A 19284-nucleotide genomic window follows, 5' to 3' on the forward strand; every position below is an offset into this window, starting at 1 on the left:
GCGGCCGACCGGTCAGCGGCCGGCGGGCACCGGCTCGGGGGCCTCGTCGGGCGAGGCCGGGCGCGGGGCGTCCGGGTCGCCGGGGCCGTCGTCGCCCGGGCGGTCCGTCGGGCCGCCGTCGGCGCCGGCCTCGGGCCGCGTGCGCCTGCGCAGCCAGCGGTAGCCGAGGTAGCCGATCCCGCCGAGGGCGAGCCAGGGGAGCAGCACGCCCAGCACCAGCACGACCGTCTGGACCGTCGTGACGAGGGCGCCCCAGCCCGAGGCGAGGCCGCCGAGGAACCCGCCGCGCGACTGGGCCGCGGCGACCGGCTCGGGCACGATCTCGACGTCGAGCGTCGACATCGCCACCTGGTCGGACAGGCGCTGGCGCTGCGCGGTGAGCGCGTCGAGGTCCGCCTGGCGCTCGGACAGCTCCTGCTCCACCTGGAGCAGGTCCTCCGTGCTCCCGGCGGACTTCATGAGCTCGCGCAGCCGGTCCGTGGAGGTCGTCAGCGCGGCGATGCGGGCGTCGAGGTCCTGCCCCTCGCCGGTGACGTCCGTGCTGTCCACGTCGACGCTCTCGACGGTGCCGAGCTTGTCGAGGGCCTCGACGGCGCCGGTCATCCGGTCGGCGGGGACCCTCAGGGTCAGCGACGCCGATCCCGGGGAGTCGTCGGTGGCGGCCGTCTCCGAACGTCGCTCGACGCGGCCGCCGGCCTCCTCGACCAGTCGCGCGAGCCGCGTCGCCGCCGCCGCTGGGTCGTCCGCGACGACGGTCGCGCGGCCGGTGGTGACGATCTCGCGGGCCGCGGCGGCGCCGGGCTCCGCGGCGCCCTCCGCGACGGCACCCCCGTCCGCCGCCTGCTCCGGGGCGCCGACGTCAGCGACGGTGCCGTCGGCCTCCACGCCGGAGGACGCTCCGCCTGCGTCGCCGCCGCCCGACGAGCAGGCCGTCATGACCAGCAGGAGCATCGCTGCCAGGGCCGTGCGGAGCGGTGCGCGGCGGGTCCGGGCCTGGCGCGGGGTGGCGGGCATGGCTCCGAGCGTAGGGTGCGGCGGCGTCGCATCCGGGGGCGGTCCGCTCGATCGTGACCCGACCGTGCCGAGACCGTGACCTTGGCCGATGTCGTCCTGCCGGTCGTCCCGTCGTTCTCGCGCGGGCCCCGGCACGGGTCGTCCGTCACGATCCGGTCACGCCTTCCCGCGCGCGGGAGATCGCAGATTGACAGAGGGCTAGTTAAGACGCTGTACTAACAAACATGTCCACGCCGACGACGCGCACAGCACGACGAGGTCTGGGTGCCGGCCTGCGAGCCACCTCCAAGGTGCTCCCCGAGCACGCCCGGGCGCACAACCGCTCCCTGGTGCTCCAGCACCTCTTCCACGAGGGGCCGACCTCCCGGGCCGACCTGGCACGAGCCACCTCCCTGACCCGCGTGACCATCTCCGACCTGGTGAACGTCCTCCTCGCCGAGGGGCTCGTCGAGGAGCTGGGCGTGCAGCCGGGCCGCCGCGTCGGCAAGCCCGCGATCCTCGTGGGGATGCGCACCGACGCCTACCAGATCGTGGCCGTCGACCTGTCGGACGACGCCGTCATGCGCGGCGCGGTCATGACGCTCACGGGCGAGGCCGTCGTGCGCCGCTCGTTGCCGGTCGCCGGCCACGTCGGCGACGAGCTCGTGGACCTGCTCACCCGCTTCGCGCGGACCCTGATCTCCGCCGCCACGCGCCCCGTCATCGGGGTGGGCGTCGGCTCCCCGGGCGTCGTGGACGACTCCGGCCGTGTCGTCGAGGCGCCCAACCGGCAGTGGACCGACCTGCCGCTGGCCGCGATCCTCACCGACCGGCTGGCCCTTCCTGTCCACGTGGCCAACGACGCGAACTCCGCCGCCCTCGGCGAGTACACCTACGGAGGCGCCGCCGACTCGATGCTCGTCCTCACGGTCGGGCAGGGCGTGGGCGCCGGCGTGATGGTGGACGGCTCCCGGGTGCACGGCTCGGCCGACGCCGCGGGCGAGCTCGGCCACGTCACGGTCGTGGACGACGGCGAGCCGTGCGCCTGCGGGCGCCGCGGCTGCCTCGAGACCGTGCTTGCCGCACCGGCCCTGCGCCGCGCCGTCGCCGGGCTGGACCCGGCCGCCGCCGACGAGGCGCTCGCCGGCGTCGGCCGCACCCTCGGCGTCGCGCTCGCGCCCGTCGTGGGCGCCCTGAACCTCGGCGAGGTGCTGCTCAGCGGCCCCGCCGACCTGCTCGACGGCGCGCTGCGCACCGCCGCCCTGCAGACCCTGACGGACCGCACGATGCCGGCCACGGCCGCCGGGCTGCGGTTGCGGATGGCCACGCTCGACGAGGACGTCGTCCTCGCCGGTGCGGCCGTCCTGGTGCTGGCCGCCCAGCTCGGCGTCTCCTGACCCCGACGAACTGCCCGCACCGCGCGCGCCGCCCCCGGCGCCGCGGTGCTCGGATCGACCCCAGAAAGATCGAGAGGAATCCCCAGTGAAGAGGACCCGTGTGGTCGCCACCGGCGTGGCGACGAGCCTGACCCTGGCGCTCGCGCTCGCCGCGTGCGCGCCCGCCGACGACGAGGGGACCGGCGAGTCCGGCGGCACCCCCGAGGCCGGCGACATCACCCTGTGGCTCGCCGGCGCCGACACCAACGACGACCTGCGCAAGTACCTGGTCGACACGTTCGCCGAGGAGAACCCCGGCTCGACGCTGACGATCGAGGAGCAGGACTGGACCGACCTGGTCACCAAGCTCACGACCGCGCTGCCCGACGCCGCCAACACCCCGGACGTCGTCGAGATCGGCAACACGCAGGCGCCGACGTTCACCTACGCGGGCGCGTTCCGCGAGATCTCGCCGGAGCTGTACGACGAGCTGGGCGGCGACAAGCTGCTGCAGTCGTTCGTCGACGCGGGCTCGATCGACGAGACCAAGTACGCGCTGCCCTACTACTACGGCTCGCGCTACATGTTCTACCGCAAGGACATCTGGCAGAAGGCCGGCCTCGAGGTCCCCAAGACGCTGGAGGAGTTCGGCGACTCGGTCAAGGAGCTCACCTCCAAGAAGCAGTCCGGGTTTGCGATGGGCGGGCAGGACTGGCGCAACGGCATCTCCTGGGTCTTCGCGAACGACGGCGAGCTCGCCGTCAAGGACGGCGACCAGTGGACCTCCACGCTGTCCGACCCGAACACGGTCAAGGGCCTCGAGCAGTGGCAGGACGTCTTCGAGAACGCGTCGAACCTGCCGGCGACGGCCAAGGACGAGGCGTACTGGGACTTCATCAACGACGGCACCGACGGCGGCGCGCCCGAGGGCGCGACCATCATGGCGCCGGGCTGGGCCCGCTGGTCCATCGGCGACCTGACGAAGGGTGACGACGGCAAGGAGGTGCGCGACGGCATGGCGGACGACAAGAAGTTCGACATCTTCGCCCTGCCCGGCGTCGACGGCGGCGTGGCCCCCGTGTTCGCCGGTGGCTCGAACGTCGCGGTGTCCGCGAAGTCGCAGCACCCGGAGCTCGCCGAGAACCTGCTGCGGATCATCTACTCGGACGAGTACCAGACGATGCTCGCCAAGGCGGGCCTGGGCCCGGCCAACACGGACTTCAACAAGCTCATGACCGTGGACGCCGACGGCAACCCGGACAAGTTCGGCGAGGTCGCCGTGGCGACCGCCGAGGCGTCGAAGCTCACCCCGGCCGCACCCGGCTGGGCCGCCGTGGAGGGCGCCTCGGTCTACGAGGAGCTCTTCCAGAAGATCGCCGAGGGCGGTGACGTGACGGCTCTCGCCAAGCAGTACGACGAGAAGCTCACGCCGATGCTCAACGGCCAGGCGGGCTGACCCCTTCAGCCCCACCCCTGACGGGCGGAGCGGTGCCACCTCGCTGGTCCCCCCACCAGCTCCACCGCTCCGCCCGTCATCCACGACCACCGGGAAGGAGGACCGCATGACCATCGCGACACCCGCGTCCACCATCGCGATCCGCCGTCGGCGCCAGCCGGCCACCCCCTACCTCCTGCTGCTCCCCGCGGTGCTGATCCTCCTCGTCGGTCTCGGTTACCCCGTGTACTGGCAGGTCGTGACCTCGCTGCAGGAATACGGGATGATGCAGCAGTTCGGCGCGCCCCCCACCTTCGCCGGGCTGGACAACTACGCGCGGATCTTCTCCGACGAGCGGCTGCTGCCCGTCGTGACGCGCTCCCTGATCTTCTGCCTCGTGAACGCGTTCCTCACGGTGGCCATCGGGCTCGGCCTCGCGCTGCTCATGAAGGCGGTGCACGGCGCGGTGCGCATCACCATGCAGGTCGTGCTCCTGCTGGCCTGGGCGACGCCGCTCGTGGCCGCGGTGACCGTCTTCCGGTGGCTGTTCGACTACCGCGCCGGCGTCGTCAACTGGCTGCTCGTGCAGATCGGCCTCGACCAGTACCAGGGCTACGCCTGGCTCGCGCAGCCGCTGACGTTCTTCGTCGTCGCGACCCTGGTCATCGTGTGGATGTCGGTGCCGTTCGTGGCGATGTCGCTGTACGCCGGCCTCACGCAGGTCTCCGAGGAGGTCCTCGAGGCCGCCCGGCTCGACGGCGCCAGCCCCGCGCAGATCCTGCGCCACATCCTGCTGCCGCTGGTGCGCCCGGTGCTCGCCATCGTGCTGCTGCTGCAGATCATCTGGGACCTGCGCGTGTTCGCGCAGATCCGCCTGCTGCAGGACGCCGGCGCCCCGATCTCCGAGACGAACCTGCTGGGCAACTTCATCTACGAGCTCGGCATCGGCAGCCAGGACTTCTCCGGCGCCGCCGCCGTCTCGATCTTCGTCCTGCTGCTCACGGTGCTGCTCGCCGCGCCGTACGTGCGCAGCCTCATGAAGGAGGACGCCGCGTGACCGCCGCGACCGAGACCGGAACCGGGGTGGCGGCGCCGGCCGCCGCGCCCGCCGTGCGCGACGCCGCCGCGGTGGCGCGCCGCCCCCGACCGCGGGTCGGCAAGATCCTGCTGGGCGCCCTGGGCGTTGTCCTGTCCCTCGTGTGGGCGTTCCCCGTCTACTGGATGCTGCTGTCGGCCGTGACGCCCGACGCGCGGCTGCGGGCGGACACGCCGAGCTTCCTGCCCACGCACTTCACCCTCGCGAACTTCGGCAGCGTCCTGACAGGCTCCGGCTTCGGCGGCGCGCTGCGGATGAGCCTCATGGTCACGCTCGTGACGATCGTGCTCGTCCTGGCCTTCGCCTTCCTCGCCGCCCTCGCGATCAGCCGGTGGCGTTTCCGCGGGCGGACCAGCTTCGTGCTGGCGGTGCTGTTCATCCAGATGCTGCCCGCCGAGGGCCTGTTCATCGCCCAGTACAAGATGCTGTCGACCGTCGGCGCGAGCGCGCCCGTGCTCGGCCTCAACTCGGTGCTCGGCATCTCGGTCCTGTACACCGCGATGCTCGTGCCGTTCACGATCTGGATGCTGCGCGGCTTCGTCGCCGGCATCCCGGCCGAGCTCGAGGAGGCGGCCATGGTCGACGGCCTCTCACGCACCAAGGCCTTCCTGCGGATCACGTTCCCCCTGCTCGCGCCGGGACTCGTGGCGTCCGGGGTGTACGCGTTCCTGCAGGCGTGGAACGAGTTCACGACGGCGCTCGTGATCCTCCCGGCCGAGAGCCGGCAGACGCTGCCGATCTGGCTGCGCAGCTTCCTGTCGGCGTCGGCGAACCGCGGCATCGACTGGGGCGAGGTCATGGCGGCCTCGACGCTCATCGCCGTGCCGGTGATCGTCTTCTTCCTCTTCGTGCAGGGCCGGATGACGTCCGGCCTGGTCGCCGGGGCGGTGAAGGGCTGACGTGGACGACGCCACACCCCTGAACCCGCCGGGCCCCGCGGGCCCCACCGTCGGTCTCGACATCGGCGGGACCAAGACCCTCGCCGTCCTGCTGGACGCTGCCGGCGCCACCGTGGCGCAGGCCCGGCTGGCCACCGAGCGCGGCCCCGCCGGCGTCGTCGCGGGCGCGGCCCGCGCCGTGCGCGGCGTCGCGCGGCAGGCCGGCGTCGAGCTCGCGGACGTCGTCGGCGTGGGCGTGGGCATGCCCGGTCTCGTCGACCCGGCCGCCGGGACGGTGCGGCACGCCGTGAACGTGGGCGTGGACGCCTCGCCGCTGGCGCTCGCCCGGCTGCTGGGCGACGAGCTCGGCGGCATCCCCGTCGGGCTGGAGAACGACCTCAACGTGGCGGCGCTCGGCGCCGCGCACCTGGAGGCCGCCGCGGCGGGCACGCCGCGGGCGCGGGTCGACCTCGCGTTCCTCGCGCTCGGTACGGGCCTGGCCGCGGGCCTCGTGCTCGACGGCGAGCTGCGGCGCGGCTTCGGCGGCGCGGCCGGCGAGATCGGGCACGTACCGGTGGACCCGTCCGGCCCCGTGTGCCCGTGCGGGCAGCGCGGCTGCCTCGAGCTGTACGCGTCCGGGACGGCCGTCGCCCGGCTCTGGCCGGTCCGCACCGGCCGCCCCGCGCCGGTGGAGCTGTTCGAAGCGGCGGAGCGCGGCGTCCCCGCGGCGCTCGAGGCGCGCGACGCCTACGCCTCGGCCGTGGCCGCGGCCGTGCGCATGCTGGTCCTCACGGTAGACGTCCAGCACGTCGTGCTGGGCGGCGGCGTCGCGCAGCTCGGCGAGCCTCTCCTCGACGCCGTGCGCGCCGCGCTGGTCCGCGAGTCGCGGGACTCCGGGTTCCTCGGCTCGCTGCACCTGGCCGACCGCGTCCGGCTGGCCCCGGGCCGCGTGCCCGTGGGCGCCGTCGGCGCCGCCGTCGTGGGGCGCACGGTCGCCGGCCGTGCCCCGCTGAACGGGGTGGCGTCGTGACCGCGCGCCGGACCGGGGCCATCGCCGCGGCCGTGACCGCGGGCCTGCTCACGGTCGCGCTGACCGGGTGCTCCGTGCTCGGCACGGGGGCGGAGCCGGCAGCGCCGGACAAGGACCTCACGATGTGGCTGGTCGGCGAGGACACGACGCCGGAGCTCCGCGAGTTCCTCGTGCAGAAGTTCGAGGACGAGCACCCGGGCGCCACCCTGACGATCGAGCAGCAGGAGTGGGGCGACCTCGTCGCCGACCTCACCGAGGCGCTGGAGGACCCGGCCACCACGCCGGACGTCGTCGAGATCGGCAACACGCAGTCCCCGACGTTCACCACCACGGGCGCGTTCCGCGAGATCTCGCCGGAGCTGTACGACGAGCTGGGCGGGGACAAGCTGCTGCAGTCGTTCGTCGACGCGGGGTCGGTCGACGGCCGCCACTACGCGCTGCCGTACTACTTCGGCTCGCGGTACGTCTTCTACCGCAAGGACGTGTGGGGCGCGGCGGGGCTCGAGAAGCCGACGACGCTGGCCGAGTTCGGCGAGTCCGTCAAGGCGCTCACGGACGACGACCACGCCGGGTTCGCGATGGGCGGCCAGGACTGGCGCAACGGCATCTCCTGGGTGTTCGCCGCCGGCGGAGACCTCGCGGTGAAGGAGGGCGACGGCTGGGTCTCGACCCTGTCCGACCCGAAGACCGTCGAGGGCCTCGAGATGTGGCAGGACGTGTACGAGAACGCGTCGTACCTGCCGTCCACGGAGAAGGACGTCGAGTACTGGGACTTCCTCAACGACGGTGTCGAGGAGGCGCCGCCCGCCGCCGCCACGATCATGGCTCCCGCGTGGGCGCGGTGGTCGATCGGCCACCTCGTGCGCAACGACGAGGGCGAGCTGGTGCGCGACGGGATGAAGGACACCGACACGTTCGGCATCTTCGCCCTGCCCGGCCTGGACGGCGGCCCGGCACCCGTCTTCGCCGGCGGGTCGAACATCGCGGTCTCGGCCACGTCGCCGAGCCCCGACCTGGCCGAGGACGTGCTGCGCGTCGTCTTCTCCGACGAATACCAGGAGAAGCTCGCCGCCGCCGGGCTCGGGCCCGCGAACGAGGACGCCCAGGAGCTCATGAAGGGCGACAGGTACGGCCGGCTCATGGTCCGCACCGCCGCCGCGTCGAAGCTCACCCCGCCTGCGCCCGGGTGGGCCTCGATCGAGGACGCCGGGGTGTACGAGGACCTGTTCGGCCGCATCGCCGACGGCGGTGACGTCGCGACCCTCGCGCAGGAGTTCGACGCGCGCCTCACGCCGATGCTCAACACGCCGGCGGTGGCCGAGGACTGACCCGTCCGCGGGCACCGGCGCGGACCGCGCACGGACCGCGCACGGACCACGCACGATGACGGCACGACGACGGGATGATGGACCTCATCCCGCCCCCGAGAGACTGGAGCCCCCATGGAAGTCGTGATCGCCCCCGCGGAGGAGCTGGCCGTGCTGGCGGCCGACGCGATCGAGGCGCTGCTGCGCCGCAACCCGGGCACGGTGCTGGGGCTGGCGACGGGGTCGAGCCCGTTGAGGGTGTACGACGAGCTCGCGCGTCGTCACCGCGAGGATGGGCTGTCGTTCGCCGAGGCCCGGGGCTTCATGCTGGACGAGTACGTGGGCCTGGACGCGGGGCACCCGCAGCGGTACCGCAACGTGATCGAGACGGAGATCGCCTCGCGGGTCGGGTGGCCCGCGGAGCAGGTGTCGGGGCCGGACGGCCTCGCGGAGGACATCCCGGCGGCGTGCGCCGCGTACGAGCGGGCGATCGAGGACGCGGGCGGGGTGGACCTGCAGATCCTGGGGATCGGCACGGACGGCCACATCGCGTTCAACGAGCCGGGGTCCTCGCTGGCGTCGCGCACGCGCATCAAGACGCTCACGGCGCAGACTCGCGTGGACAACGCGCGGTTCTTCGACGACGACGTGGAGCAGGTGCCCACCCACTGCCTCACCCAGGGGCTGGGCACGATCATGCAGGCACGGCACCTGGTGCTGCTGGCCACCGGGCGGCAGAAGGCCGAGGCGGTGCACCAGCTGGTGGAGGGCCCGATCTCCGCGATGTGGCCCGGCACCGTGATGCAGCTGCACCCGCACGCCACGGTGCTGGTCGACGACGCGGCCGCCTCCCGGCTCCAGCTCGGCGACTACTACCGCCAGACGTTCGCCTCCAAGCCTGGTTGGCAGGGCCTGTGATCCGTGCCCGGATCCGCGGCACGGGGGCCGGCGGGGCGGGGGAGCGTCGGGGGGTCCGTCGTAGACTGCCCGGCATGAGCGATCCCCTCTCCACCCCGCCCGCCGACCCCTCGCAGGACACCGGGGCCGGCACCAGCGTGCTGGAGCGCCCCGACACCCGCGAGCAGGCCGCGGAGCCGGGCGACCACGAGCGCTTCGCGCACTACGTGCGCAAGGAGAAGATCATGGAGTCGGCCCTGTCGGGCAAGCCCGTGATCGCGCTCTGCGGCAAGGTGTGGGTGCCGGGTCGTGACCCGTCGAAGTTCCCGGTCTGCCCGGTCTGCAAGGAGATCTACGACGGCCTCCGCGACCCGCAGGACGGCGAGGGCGGCGAGGGCGACTCCGGCAAGTGAGCGCGCAGCCGCTTCCCGAGCCCGAGTCCACCCCTGATCTGTTCGCCGCCGCTGCGGAACCGGTCAAGCCGCTGCCGCAGTCGCCGTCGTCGTCCGCGGCGTCGCACCTCAGCCCGGCGTTCCCGCGCCGCGCGCCCTGGGGCACGGCGTCCAACCTGCGTGCCTGGCAGGCCGAGGCGCTCGACCTGTACCGGCGCCGCGACCCGCGGGACTTCCTCGCGGTCGCGACGCCCGGAGCCGGCAAGACGACGTTCGCCCTGCGCGTGGCCACGGAGCTGCTCGAGGCGGGCATCGTGCGCCGCGTGACCGTCGTCGCGCCGACCGAGCACCTCAAGCACCAGTGGGCGGACGCCGCCGCGCGCGTCGGCATCCGGATCGACCCGTCGTTCAAGAACAGCCAGGGCCGGCACGGCTCGCACTACGACGGCGTCGCCCTGACGTACGCGCAGGTCGCGGCCAAGCCGGCGCTGCACCGCGCCCGGACCGAGGCGGCGCGCACGCTCGTCATCCTCGACGAGGTGCACCACGGCGGCGACGCCCTGAGCTGGGGCGAGGCCGTCCGCGAGGCGTTCGAGGACGCCACGCGCCGTCTGGCGCTGACCGGCACGCCGTTCCGGTCGGACACCGCGCCGATCCCGTTCGTCACGTACGAGGAGGACCGCGAGGGGATCCGCCGGTCCAAGGCCGACTACACGTACGGCTACGGCGACGCGCTGCGCGACCACGTCGTGCGGCCCGTGCTGTTCATGACGTACTCGGGCAACATGCGCTGGCGCACCAAGGCCGGCGACGAGGTCAGCGCCCGCCTCGGCGAGGCGATGACGAAGGACATGCACGCCCAGGCGTGGCGCACCGCGCTGGACCCGAACGGCGAGTGGATCCCGTCGGTGCTCGCCGGGGCCGACAAGCGGCTCACGGAGATGCGCCGCGCCGTCCCCGACGCCGGCGGCCTCGTCATCGCGACCGACCAGACGGACGCGCGCGCCTACGCGGGCCACCTGGCCCGGCTCACCGGTCAGAGCCCGACCGTTGTCCTGTCCGACGACGACGGCGCCAGCGCCCGCATCGACGAGTTCGCGCAGGGCGACTCGCGGTGGATGGTCGCCGTGCGCATGGTGTCCGAGGGCGTGGACGTGCCGCGCCTGGCGGTGGGCGTGTACGCGACCAGCACCTCGACGCCCCTGTTCTTCGCGCAGGCGGTCGGCCGCTTCGTGCGGGCCCGCAAGCGCGGCGAGACGGCGTCCGTGTTCCTGCCGAGCGTGCCGCTGCTGCTCGAGCTGGCCAACGGCATGGAGCTCGAGCGCGACCACGCGCTCGACCGCCCCAAGACCGCCGAGGAGCAGGGGATCGAGTACGACCCCGAGGCGGCGCTCCTCGCGGCGGCGAACAAGGAGGAGAAGGCGTCGGGGGAGCTCCTCGGCTCCTTCGAGGCGCTCGAGGCGCAGGCCTCGTTCGACCGGGTCCTGTTCGACGGCGGCGAGTTCGGCACGGGCGCGGACGTCGGCTCCGCGGAGGAGCTCGACTTCCTCGGCCTGCCGGGCCTGCTCGAGGCCGACCAGGTCACCACGCTGCTGCGGCAGCGGCAGGCGCAGCAGGTGCGCGGGCGCGGCGGCGCGACAGCGTCGGAGGCCGCGCTCGAGCAGTCGGAGGCGGAGCACCGCCGGGCCGCCGACCTGCGCAAGGAGCTGTCCAAGCTGGTGTCCGCGTGGGCGCGCAAGAGCAGCACCCCGCACGGCTCCGTGCACAACGAGCTGCGTCGCCGGTGCGGCGGGCCCGAGGTCCCTCTGGCCACGGCCGACCAGCTCGCCGCGCGCGTCGAGATGGTGCGGGGCTGGTTCGTCGGGAAGCGATAGCCGCACCCCACCTCTAGCGCAGGACGAGGTCCACGGTGGGGATGGCCGGGTCGCCGGCGGACAGCCGGCGGCCGCCGCGCGGCAGCTCCGCGCGCGCCTGGAGGTGGTGGCGGGCCGCGTTCTGCACGCCGTAGGCACCCACCCAGCGTGAGTCGACGGCGCCGTCCACGACGAGCGGCACGAGCAGGCTGCGCAGGTCGGGGCGCTCGCCGTCGGCGGTCTCGCCGACCTGTCCGCCGTCCTCGGGGGACCAGGACACGACGAGGTCGTCCGGGCCGGTGACGAGGACCTCCTCGACCGCGCGCCCGTCGGGCCCGTAGCGCCGCGCCGCCCCCTTGCGACCGCCCTGGCTCGTCTTGTGCGTGGACGCCTTCGCCACCGGCTGCAGCACCCCGGACGGGTCGGCGCGCGCGACGAGCTTGTAGACCATGCCGCAGGTGGGCGCGCCGGAGCCCGTGACGAGCGACGTCCCGACCCCGTACACGTCCACGGGCATCGCCGCGAGCCCGGCGATCGCGTGCTCGTCGAGGTCGGACGTCACGACGATCTTCGTGCCGGTGGCGCCCAGCTCGTCGAGCTGGCGGCGCACCTCGACGGCGAGGACGCCGAGGTCGCCCGAGTCGAGGCGGACCGCGCCGAGCGACGTCCCGCCCGCGGCGACGGCGTTCTCCACGCCGCGCCGGACGTCGTAGGTGTCGACCAGCAGGGTGGTGCCCGACCCGAGCGACGCGATCTGGGAGTCGAACGCCGAGCGCTCGTCGTCGTGCAGGAGCGTGAACGCGTGCGCCGCGGTGCCGATGGTGTCGAGGCCGTACCGCATGCCCGCCTCGAGGTTCGACGTGCCCGTGAAGCCGCCGACGACGGCGGCGCGCGCGGCCGCCACGGCCGCCTGCTCGTGCGCGCGGCGCGAGCCCATCTCGAGCACGGGGCGGTCCACGGCGGCGCTGGTCATCCGCGACGCGGCCGACGCGATGGCGGAGTCGTAGTTGAGGATCGACAGGATCAGCGTCTCGAGCAGCACGGCCTCGGCGAACGTGCCCTCGACCTGCAGCACCGGCGAGCCCGGGAAGAAGATCTCGCCCTCCGCGTAGCCCTGGATCGTGCCCGTGAAGCGGTAGCCGCGCAGGAAGTCGAGGGTCCGGTCGTCGACGACGCCGGCGCGTTCGAGGTAGGCGAGCTCGGCGTCGCCGAAGCGGAAGTGCGCGAGCGCCTCGAGGATGCGCCCGGTGCCCGCGAGGACCCCGTACCGCCGCCCGGCCGGCAGCCGCCGCGTGAACACCTCGAACACGCAGTGGCGGTGGGCGGTGCCGTCCGCGAGGGCCGCCTGCAGCATCGTCAGCTCGTACCGGTCGGTGAGGAGGGCGACCGACGGGCGGACGGACGGGAGCGGGGCGGCCGGGACGGCCTGCAGCGACGGGGCGGCGCCGCCCCGGGGCTCGTCGGTCATGGGGACACGGTAGGGCTCCCGCGCTGGTCCGGCAGGGTGAAGCCCGCCAGGCGGACGGTCGACGACCGGTGGACGGCTGTGCCTACGCTGGGCGCGTGAACGGGCAGACGACGAGGGGCGCGAGGCTCGCGACAGCGGCCGCGGCGACCGAGGCGGCGGGGGACACCCAGGTCGACACCCGGGAGGACGCGGCGGCCGCCGTCGCGGACCCCTGGGTGACGATCGTGTGGAACGACCCGGTGAACCTCATGTCGTACGTGAGCTACGTCTTCGAGAGCTACTTCGGCTACCCGCCGGCGAAGGCGCAGAAGCTGATGCTGCAGGTGCACCACGACGGGCGCGCCGTGGTGTCGTCCGGGCCGCGCGAGCGCATGGAGGTCGACGTGCAGGCGATGCACGGGTTCGGGCTGTGGGCCACGCTGCGGCAGTCGGGCGCCTCGGACGGCGGCGCCGGCGGCGCCTCCGGCCACGACGGGGGTGCGGCATGACGCCGTTCCGGTCCGCGCCGGCGGGCTACGTCGCCCGGTGGGACGACGTCGAGCGGGAGGTGCTCGGGCGCGTCGCGCGGGACGTCGCGGAGCTGGTGCGCGCGGAGTCGGGCCTGGAGCCCGGGATCGAGGTCGGCGACGGCGTCGCGTTCACGGGCGTCGCGCGGGTGCCGCAGGACCCGGCGGTGCAGCGCCTGCTGCCCGACGCGCACGACGAGGACGCCGACGTCGCCGCCGAGTTCCGGCACCTGACGCAGACGGACCTCGCGGCCGGGAAGGTGGCCCGGCTCGTCGCGTTCGCCGACGCGATCGACTCCCCGGACGAGCTGCCGGACGACCCGCGCGACGGGGCGGAGCTCGTCGTGCCGCGCGAGTCCGCGCAGGAGTTCGCGGGCGCGCTCACCGACGTGCGGCTCGTGCTGGCGGAGCGGCTGGGGCTGGTCGACGACGCGGACGTCGAGACGCTGCACGACGACGTCCTGGCCGGCATCGACGACGACGTCGACGACACCGACGATGCGGACGACGAACCGGACGAGGACACCGACGACGCCCCGGACGAGTACGCCGGCTGGGAGCGGGTCGGGTTGTCGGGCCGCGAGCGCCGCTACTGGGGCGGGGTGTTCGTGGCCGCCGGGTTCGCGCAGGAGTCGCTGGTCGACGAGATGCTCGCGGAGCTGAGGGCGGGGCGCGCGGAGGCCTGACGGCGCGGGTGGCGGACGGCGTATCAGCGCAGGCGGGAGCATCGCTGTGGCGGGCGCCACGCCGTGTCGCCGCTCACTCCTCGGGGTCGTGACGGTCCGTCGCGACTAGGCTTCCTCGCGTGAACGACGCCCCCATCGGGATCTTCGACAGCGGCGTCGGCGGGCTGACCGTCGCGCGCTCCATCCTCGACCAGCTTCCCCACGAGCAGGTGCTCTACCTGGGGGACACGGCGAACAGCCCGTACGGGCCGAAGCCGCTCGCTGCCGTGCGCGCGATGGCGCTCGCGGTGATGGACCGGCTGGTCGACGAGGGCGTGAAGATGCTGGTCATCGCCTGCAACTCCGCCACCGCGGTGGCGCTGCCCGACGCCCGCGAGCGGTACACCGTGCGGCGCGGCATCCCCGTCGTCGAGGTGATCCGGCCCGCCGCGCGACGGGCGGTGCTCACGTCCCGGACGGGCCGCATCGGCGTCATCGGCACGAAGACCACCATCGACTCCCGCGCGTACGACGACGCCTTCCACGTGACGCCGGGGCTGGAGATCACCACGCAGGCGTGCCCGGACTTCGTGCCGCTCGTCGAGCGCGGGCTGACGTCCGGGCCCGAGGTCCTGGAGGTCGCTCACCGCTACCTCGACCCGGTGAAGGCCGCGGGCGTGGACACGCTCGTCCTGGGGTGCACGCACTACCCGCTGCTGGCGGGCGCCGTCTCCTACGTGATGGGCGAGGACGTCACGCTCGTGTCCAGCGCCGAGGAGACGGCGAAGGACGTGTACCGCAACCTCGTGCAGCACGGGCTGGAGCGCTCGCCCGACGCGGCCCCGCCCGTGCACCGGTTCCTGGCCACCGGGGACACCGAGCCGTTCGAGCGGCTCGCACGCCGGTTCCTGGGGCCGGAGGTGACCCTGGTGGAGGCCGCATGAGGCTCGTCACCGTGGGGGTCTCGGGGTCCTTCCCCGGGCCGGCGTCACCCGCGTCCGCCTACCTGCTGCAGGCGCACGACGGCGAGCGCGACTGGAACGTCGTGCTCGACCTCGGCAACGGGGCGCTCGGCGCCCTGCAGCGGCACGTCGACCCGCTCGACCTGGACGCCGTCGCGCTGTCCCACCTGCACCCCGACCACTGCGCGGACCTGTCCGGGCTGTACGTGTACCTGCGGTACCACCCGGAGCGGGGCGGCACCCGCACGGGCGTCGGGCGCCGGCTGCCGGTGCTCGGGCCGAGCACGACCGCGGACCGCGCGGCGGCGATGTACGGCCTGGCCGCGGGGGAGTCGATGGACGGCGAGTACGACGTCCGCGCCTGGCAGCCGGGGACGCCGGTGCAGGTCGGCCCGTTCGAGCTGGAGCCGTTCGCGGTGTACCACCCGGTCGAGGCGTACGGCATCCGCGTGACGGGGCCGTCGTCGGTGCGCCCGGGGGAGCGGGTCACGCTCGTCTACTCGGGGGACACCGACGCGTGCGACGGCCTCGTCGAGGGCGCCCGCGGCGCCGACCTGTTCCTGTGCGAGGCGGCCTTCCAGGAGGGGCGCGACGACGGCGTCGAGCGCGGCATCCACCTCACCGGCCTGCGGGCGGGCGAGGCCGCCGCGGCCGCCGGGGTGCGGAGCCTGCTGCTCACCCACCTGCCGGTGTGGAACGCGCCGGACGTCGCGATCGCCGAGGCCCGGTCGGCCTACGACGGACCGGTCGCCGTGGCGACGGCCGGCGGGGTGCACGCGCTGTGAGCGGTAGCCTCGGCCCCGTGAACGCTGCCCCGGCCCCCGCCTCCCCGACGACCCCGACGGCACGGCCCGCCTGGCCCGCCGCCGTCTGCGACCTCGTGTGCGTGCTCGTGTTCACCGTGGTCGGCACGCTCAGCCACGACACCGCAGGCGTCGGGCACGTCGCGCTGGTCGGGCTGCCGTTCGTCGTCGGCCTCGCCGTCGGCTGGCTCGCGACGCGCGCCTGGCGCGCCCCCGCGCAGGTCTGGCCCACCGGCGTGGCCGTGTGGTTCGCCACGGTCGTGCTGGGCCTGGTGCTGCGGCCGGTGCTCGGCATCGGCGGCGTCGAGGTGTCCTTCGCGATCGTCACCGCCGTCTTCCTGGGCGTGACGATGCTGGGCTGGCGCGCCCTCGCGTCCCTCGCCGCCCGCCGAGGCACCACTCCCTGATCGTTGTGAGCGTGATCTTGGCCCTGTTTCGGACTCGAAACAGGGCCAAAATCACGCTCACAACGGGCAGGTGGTCAGGCGAGGGCCTCGGCGACCGCCGGCGCGAGGGCGCGGAACGCCTTGCCGCGGTGGCTGATGGCGTTCTTCTCCGCCGGGGTGAGCTCGGACGACGTGCGCGCGCCGGGCGTGCCGTCGGCGGCCGGGGCCTGCTCGACGGGCACGTGGATCGGGTCGTAGCCGAAGCCGTTGCTCCCGCGCGGGGCGCGCACGAGGGTGCCGGGCATCTCGCCGAGGCACACCTCCTCGCGGCCGTCCGGGGTCACGAGCGCGGCCGCGCACACGAACGCCGCCGCGCGGTGCTCGTCGTGCACGTCGCCCAGCTGGGCGAGGAGGAGCCGGAGGTTCGCCTCGTCGTCGCCGTGACTTCCCGACCAGCGGGCGGAGAAGATGCCGGGCGCGCCGCCCATGACGTCCACGCTGAGGCCGGAGTCGTCCGCGACGGCGGGCAGGCCGGTCGCCGCGGCCAGCGCGCGGGCCTTGATCAGCGCGTTCTCGACGAACGACACGCCGTCCTCGACCGGCTCGGGGGCGCCGACGTCGGCCGCCGACACCACGGCCTCGTCGGGCAGGGCGTCCAGGCCGGGCTGGTCGCGCAGGATCGCGCGCAGCTCGGTGAGCTTGCCGCGGTTGTGCGTGGCCAGCACGAGGCGGGCGCCGGCGGGGACGGTCACGGTCGCGTCGGGCATCGTCACAGCTCCTGCGCCAGCGCGGCGCGCTGGAGCTCGGTGAGCTCGGCGGTGCCGGCGACGGCGAGGTCGAGGAGGGCGTCGAGCTCGGCGCGGTCGAACGGCGCGTGCTCGGCGGTGCCCTGCACCTCGACGAACGTGCCCGAGCCCGTCGTCACGACGTTCATGTCCGTCTCGGCCCGCACGTCCTCGACGTAGGGCAGGTCGAGCATCGGGCTGCCGTCGATGATGCCGACGCTGACGGCCGCGACGGAGTCCGTGAGGACCTTCTTGCCGCCGGTGACGTGGCCGTGGCGGGTGCCCCACGCGACGGCGTCGGCGAGCGCGACGTACGCGCCCGTGATGGCCGCGGTGCGGGTGCCGCCGTCGGCCTGGAGGACGTCGCAGTCGAGGACGATCGTGTTCTCGCCGAGGGCGGAGACGTCGACGACGGCGCGCAGCGCGCGGCCGATGAGGCGGGAGATCTCGTGCGTGCGGCCGCCGATCTTGCCCTTGACCGACTCGCGCTGGCTGCGCTCGTTCGTCGCGCGGGGGAGCATCGCGTACTCCGCGGTGACCCAGCCCTCGCCGGACCCCTTCTTCCAGCGCGGCACGCCCTCGGTGAACGAGGCCGTGCACAGCACGCGGGTGCTGCCGAACTCCACCAGCACGGAGCCCTCGGCGTTCTGGGTCCAGCCGCGCGTGATCGTGACGGGGCGGAGCTGGGAGGGCGTGCGACCGTCGGCGCGGAGGGTGACATCAGGCGTGGCGGCCTCGGAAGCGGGGGAAGTCATGCGGCCACCCTATGCGAGCCGCACGTAGGGTTGTCCGGTGCAGCTCACCGCCACGGACCTCGCGTTCGCCTACCCCGGCCGACCGGTGCTCGACGGCGTGAGCATCCGCGTCTCCGACGGCACCCGCCTCGGCGTCGTGGGGGAGAACGGGTCCGGCAAGTCGACCCTGCTGCACCTCCTGGCCGGCGACCTCAGGCCGGGCCGCGGAGAGCTCCGGCGCAAGGGGAGCGTCGCGCTGGTGGAGCAGGAGCTCGCGACGACGTCGGGGGAGACGGTGGGCGACCTCGTGCGGCGCACGCTCGCCGACCTGCGTGCGCTCGCGGCCGAGATCGAGAAGGAGGCCGCGTCGTTCGACCACGAGACCGGGGACCTTCGCCGCCTGTCCGGGCTGCTGGCCCGTGCCGAGCACCTGGCCGCGTGGGACGCGGACCGGCGGGTCGACGTCGCGCTCACCCGCCTCGGCGCGGTGCGCGACCCCGACCGGCGCCTCGACACCCTGTCCGTGGGGCAGCGGTACCGGGTGCGCCTCGCGTGCCGGCTCGCGGAGCGCGCCGACCTCCTGCTCCTCGACGAGCCCACCAACCACCTCGACGACTCCGCGATCGAGTTCCTCACCGGCGAGCTGGTCGCGTGGCAGGGCGGCGTGGTGGTCGTGACGCACGACCGCGAGCTGCTCGACGACGTCGCGACCGCCATCCTCGACCTCGACCCGTCGATGGACGGCAAGCCCGTCCTGTACGGGCAGCCGGGCTACCTCGCGTACCGGTTCGCGAAGAACCAGGCCCTGCACCGGTGGCGGCAGCGCTACCGCGCGGAGCAGGAGCGCGCCCGCGTGCTCGCCGAGCGGCTGGACGCGTCGTACGAGGGGCTGTCCGACGAGTGGCGGCCGCCCAAGGGGTCGCAGAAGCACCGCCGCGCGACGCGGGCCCGCATCCACGTCAAGGCCGCCGACCGGCTGATCGAGAAGCTCGAGGCCGAGGCCGTCGAGGTCCCCGTGCCGCCAGCGCGACTCACGTTCCCGGACCTGCCGTCGATGTCGCCGGGGTGGGACCCGGGCGCTCCCCTGGTCGAGCTGCGCTCGCCGCGGGTGCTGGCCGACGACGGCGGCGTGCGGCTCGACCTGCCCGGCACCCGCGTCGCGGTGCCGCCGTCGGGCCGGCTGCTGGTCGTCGGGCCGAACGGGACGGGGAAGTCGACGCTGCTCGCGGCGCTCGCGGGCCGGATGGCGCTGGCCCGCGGCACCCGCTCGGTCACGCCCGGCGCCCGGCTGGGCGTCGTGGTCCAGGAGGCGGCGCCCGCGCGTCCCCCCGGCGCCACGCGGGGCGAGGACGCGCCGCAGACCGGATTCGACGCCTACGCCGCCGAGGCGCTCGGGCTGCTGGAGCGCGGCGAGCTGGACCCGGAGCACGTCGTGCCGGTGGCGGCGCTGGGGCTGCTGAGCGAGGAGGACCTCGAGCGGCCGCTGGCGGAGCTGTCGGCCGGGCAGCGGCGCCGGTTCGAGCTCGCGCGGGCGCTGCTGCACGCGCCGCACCTGCTGCTGCTCGACGAGCCGACGAACCACCTGTCCGTGGACCTCGTGGACGAGCTGACCCGGGCCCTGGTCGCCACCCCCGCCGCCGTCGTCGTCGCCACCCACGACCGGCGGATGCGCGCGGACCTGGCGGACTGGCCCGTGCTGGACCTGGGGGCCTGACCCG

19 protein-coding genes are annotated in these 19284 nt (G+C 74.3%); 15 read left to right on the top strand and 4 right to left on the bottom strand.

The annotated features are described in order from the left end of the window. Nucleotides 1-12: 12 nt before the first annotated feature. Nucleotides 13-1014 carry a DUF4349 domain-containing protein gene (locus tag ACH443_RS04120; RefSeq protein ID WP_430555754.1) on the bottom strand — a complete coding sequence of 334 codons (1002 nt, stop codon included), beginning with the start codon at nucleotides 1012-1014 and terminating at the stop codon, nucleotides 13-15. 224 nt (nucleotides 1015-1238) lie between these two features. Between ACH443_RS04120 and ACH443_RS04125 the strand changes: the two genes are divergently transcribed. The 9 genes from ACH443_RS04125 to ACH443_RS04165 all read left to right on the top strand — a co-directional run bounded on the left by ACH443_RS04125 (nucleotide 1239) and on the right by ACH443_RS04165 (nucleotide 11278). Next, nucleotides 1239-2390, top strand: a complete 1152-nt coding sequence (locus ACH443_RS04125; protein ID WP_429762441.1) for an ROK family protein — start codon at nucleotides 1239-1241, stop codon at nucleotides 2388-2390. Nucleotides 2391-2475: 85 nt separating this feature from the next. Beyond that, on the top strand, nucleotides 2476-3825 hold the full coding sequence (locus ACH443_RS04130; protein ID WP_429762440.1) for an extracellular solute-binding protein: 1350 nt from the start codon (nucleotides 2476-2478) through the stop codon (nucleotides 3823-3825). A gap of 106 nt (nucleotides 3826-3931) precedes the next feature. Continuing rightward, nucleotides 3932-4861: a carbohydrate ABC transporter permease gene (locus tag ACH443_RS04135; RefSeq protein ID WP_429762439.1), complete on the top strand. Its 930-nt coding sequence runs from the start codon at nucleotides 3932-3934 to the stop codon at nucleotides 4859-4861. Continuing rightward, nucleotides 4858-5799 (top strand): carbohydrate ABC transporter permease, encoded by a 942-nt coding sequence (locus ACH443_RS04140; RefSeq protein WP_429762438.1) that lies wholly within the window; start codon nucleotides 4858-4860, stop codon nucleotides 5797-5799. The genes ACH443_RS04135 and ACH443_RS04140 overlap by 4 nt, the downstream gene beginning before the upstream one ends. A 1-nt stretch (nucleotide 5800) precedes the next feature. Beyond that, nucleotides 5801-6808, top strand: a complete 1008-nt coding sequence (locus ACH443_RS04145; protein WP_429762437.1) for an ROK family protein — start codon at nucleotides 5801-5803, stop codon at nucleotides 6806-6808. After that, nucleotides 6805-8136, top strand: coding sequence for an extracellular solute-binding protein (locus ACH443_RS04150; protein ID WP_429762436.1), 1332 nt, complete (start codon nucleotides 6805-6807; stop codon nucleotides 8134-8136). The genes ACH443_RS04145 and ACH443_RS04150 overlap by 4 nt, the downstream gene beginning before the upstream one ends. Nucleotides 8137-8250: 114 nt before the next feature. Beyond that, a complete protein-coding gene (nagB, locus tag ACH443_RS04155) occupies nucleotides 8251-9033 on the top strand; it encodes a glucosamine-6-phosphate deaminase (RefSeq protein ID WP_429762435.1) in 783 nt (260 codons plus the stop codon). 74 nt (nucleotides 9034-9107) lie between these two features. Then, the gene (locus tag ACH443_RS04160; RefSeq protein WP_380244530.1) at nucleotides 9108-9425 is read left to right on the top strand and encodes a DUF3039 domain-containing protein; all 318 of its coding nucleotides are present in this window, start codon (nucleotides 9108-9110) and stop codon (nucleotides 9423-9425) included. A gap of 38 nt (nucleotides 9426-9463) precedes the next feature. After that, the gene (locus tag ACH443_RS04165; protein ID WP_429762690.1) at nucleotides 9464-11278 is read left to right on the top strand and encodes a DEAD/DEAH box helicase; all 1815 of its coding nucleotides are present in this window, start codon (nucleotides 9464-9466) and stop codon (nucleotides 11276-11278) included. A 13-nt stretch (nucleotides 11279-11291) separates the two neighbouring features. On the opposite strand, the gene ACH443_RS04170 is transcribed toward ACH443_RS04165, so the two are convergent. Further along, entirely contained in the window at nucleotides 11292-12725 is a 1434-nt protein-coding gene (locus ACH443_RS04170; RefSeq protein ID WP_429762434.1) for a nicotinate phosphoribosyltransferase, read from the bottom strand. A 95-nt stretch (nucleotides 12726-12820) separates the two neighbouring features. Between ACH443_RS04170 and clpS the strand changes: the two genes are divergently transcribed. The 5 genes from clpS to ACH443_RS04195 all read left to right on the top strand — a co-directional run bounded on the left by clpS (nucleotide 12821) and on the right by ACH443_RS04195 (nucleotide 16068). Beyond that, nucleotides 12821-13213: an ATP-dependent Clp protease adapter ClpS gene (gene clpS, locus ACH443_RS04175; RefSeq protein ID WP_430555757.1), complete on the top strand. Its 393-nt coding sequence runs from the start codon at nucleotides 12821-12823 to the stop codon at nucleotides 13211-13213. Continuing rightward, a complete protein-coding gene (locus ACH443_RS04180; protein ID WP_430589545.1) occupies nucleotides 13210-13917 on the top strand; it encodes a DUF2017 family protein in 708 nt (235 codons plus the stop codon). Before clpS ends, ACH443_RS04180 begins: the two co-directional genes overlap by 4 nt. A gap of 119 nt (nucleotides 13918-14036) precedes the next feature. Further along, entirely contained in the window at nucleotides 14037-14840 is an 804-nt protein-coding gene (murI, locus tag ACH443_RS04185) for a glutamate racemase (protein WP_429762431.1), read from the top strand. Further along, nucleotides 14837-15643: an MBL fold metallo-hydrolase gene (locus tag ACH443_RS04190; RefSeq protein WP_429762430.1), complete on the top strand. Its 807-nt coding sequence runs from the start codon at nucleotides 14837-14839 to the stop codon at nucleotides 15641-15643. Before murI ends, ACH443_RS04190 begins: the two co-directional genes overlap by 4 nt. Nucleotides 15644-15660: 17 nt before the next feature. Next, complete coding sequence (locus ACH443_RS04195; protein ID WP_430589546.1) at nucleotides 15661-16068, top strand: DUF3054 domain-containing protein; 408 nt, start codon at nucleotides 15661-15663, stop codon at nucleotides 16066-16068. 74 nt (nucleotides 16069-16142) lie between these two features. Here ACH443_RS04195 and rdgB read toward each other — a convergent pair whose 3' ends face one another. Together rdgB and rph are read right to left on the bottom strand one after the other, a co-directional pair. After that, nucleotides 16143-16814 carry an RdgB/HAM1 family non-canonical purine NTP pyrophosphatase gene (rdgB, locus tag ACH443_RS04200; RefSeq protein WP_430555759.1) on the bottom strand — a complete coding sequence of 224 codons (672 nt, stop codon included), beginning with the start codon at nucleotides 16812-16814 and terminating at the stop codon, nucleotides 16143-16145. A 2-nt stretch (nucleotides 16815-16816) separates the two neighbouring features. Beyond that, nucleotides 16817-17587: a ribonuclease PH gene (gene rph / locus ACH443_RS04205; RefSeq protein ID WP_430555760.1), complete on the bottom strand. Its 771-nt coding sequence runs from the start codon at nucleotides 17585-17587 to the stop codon at nucleotides 16817-16819. A 37-nt stretch (nucleotides 17588-17624) separates the two neighbouring features. On the opposite strand from rph, the gene ACH443_RS04210 reads away from it, so the two are divergent. Then, nucleotides 17625-19280: an ATP-binding cassette domain-containing protein gene (locus tag ACH443_RS04210; protein WP_430589547.1), complete on the top strand. Its 1656-nt coding sequence runs from the start codon at nucleotides 17625-17627 to the stop codon at nucleotides 19278-19280. Nucleotides 19281-19284 lie beyond the last annotated feature (4 nt).

Origin of the sequence: Isoptericola sp. NPDC019571 (genome assembly GCF_044389385.1) — a bacterium.
Classification (GTDB): Bacteria; Actinomycetota; Actinomycetes; order Actinomycetales; family Cellulomonadaceae; genus Isoptericola; species Isoptericola nanjingensis.

Coding starts and splice junctions, on each gene's coding strand:
- ACH443_RS04120 (WP_430555754.1), bottom strand. CDS start 1,014: ATGCCCGCCACCCCGCGCCAGGCCCGGACCCGCCGCGCACCGCTCCGC.
- ACH443_RS04125 (WP_429762441.1), top strand. CDS start 1,239: ATGTCCACGCCGACGACGCGCACAGCACGACGAGGTCTGGGTGCCGGC.
- ACH443_RS04135 (WP_429762439.1), top strand. CDS start 3,932: ATGACCATCGCGACACCCGCGTCCACCATCGCGATCCGCCGTCGGCGC.
- nagB (WP_429762435.1), top strand. CDS start 8,251: ATGGAAGTCGTGATCGCCCCCGCGGAGGAGCTGGCCGTGCTGGCGGCC.
- ACH443_RS04160 (WP_380244530.1), top strand. CDS start 9,108: ATGAGCGATCCCCTCTCCACCCCGCCCGCCGACCCCTCGCAGGACACC.
- ACH443_RS04170 (WP_429762434.1), bottom strand. CDS start 12,725: ATGACCGACGAGCCCCGGGGCGGCGCCGCCCCGTCGCTGCAGGCCGTC.
- ACH443_RS04180 (WP_430589545.1), top strand. CDS start 13,210: ATGACGCCGTTCCGGTCCGCGCCGGCGGGCTACGTCGCCCGGTGGGAC.
- ACH443_RS04190 (WP_429762430.1), top strand. CDS start 14,837: ATGAGGCTCGTCACCGTGGGGGTCTCGGGGTCCTTCCCCGGGCCGGCG.
- rdgB (WP_430555759.1), bottom strand. CDS start 16,814: ATGCCCGACGCGACCGTGACCGTCCCCGCCGGCGCCCGCCTCGTGCTG.
- rph (WP_430555760.1), bottom strand. CDS start 17,587: ATGACTTCCCCCGCTTCCGAGGCCGCCACGCCTGATGTCACCCTCCGC.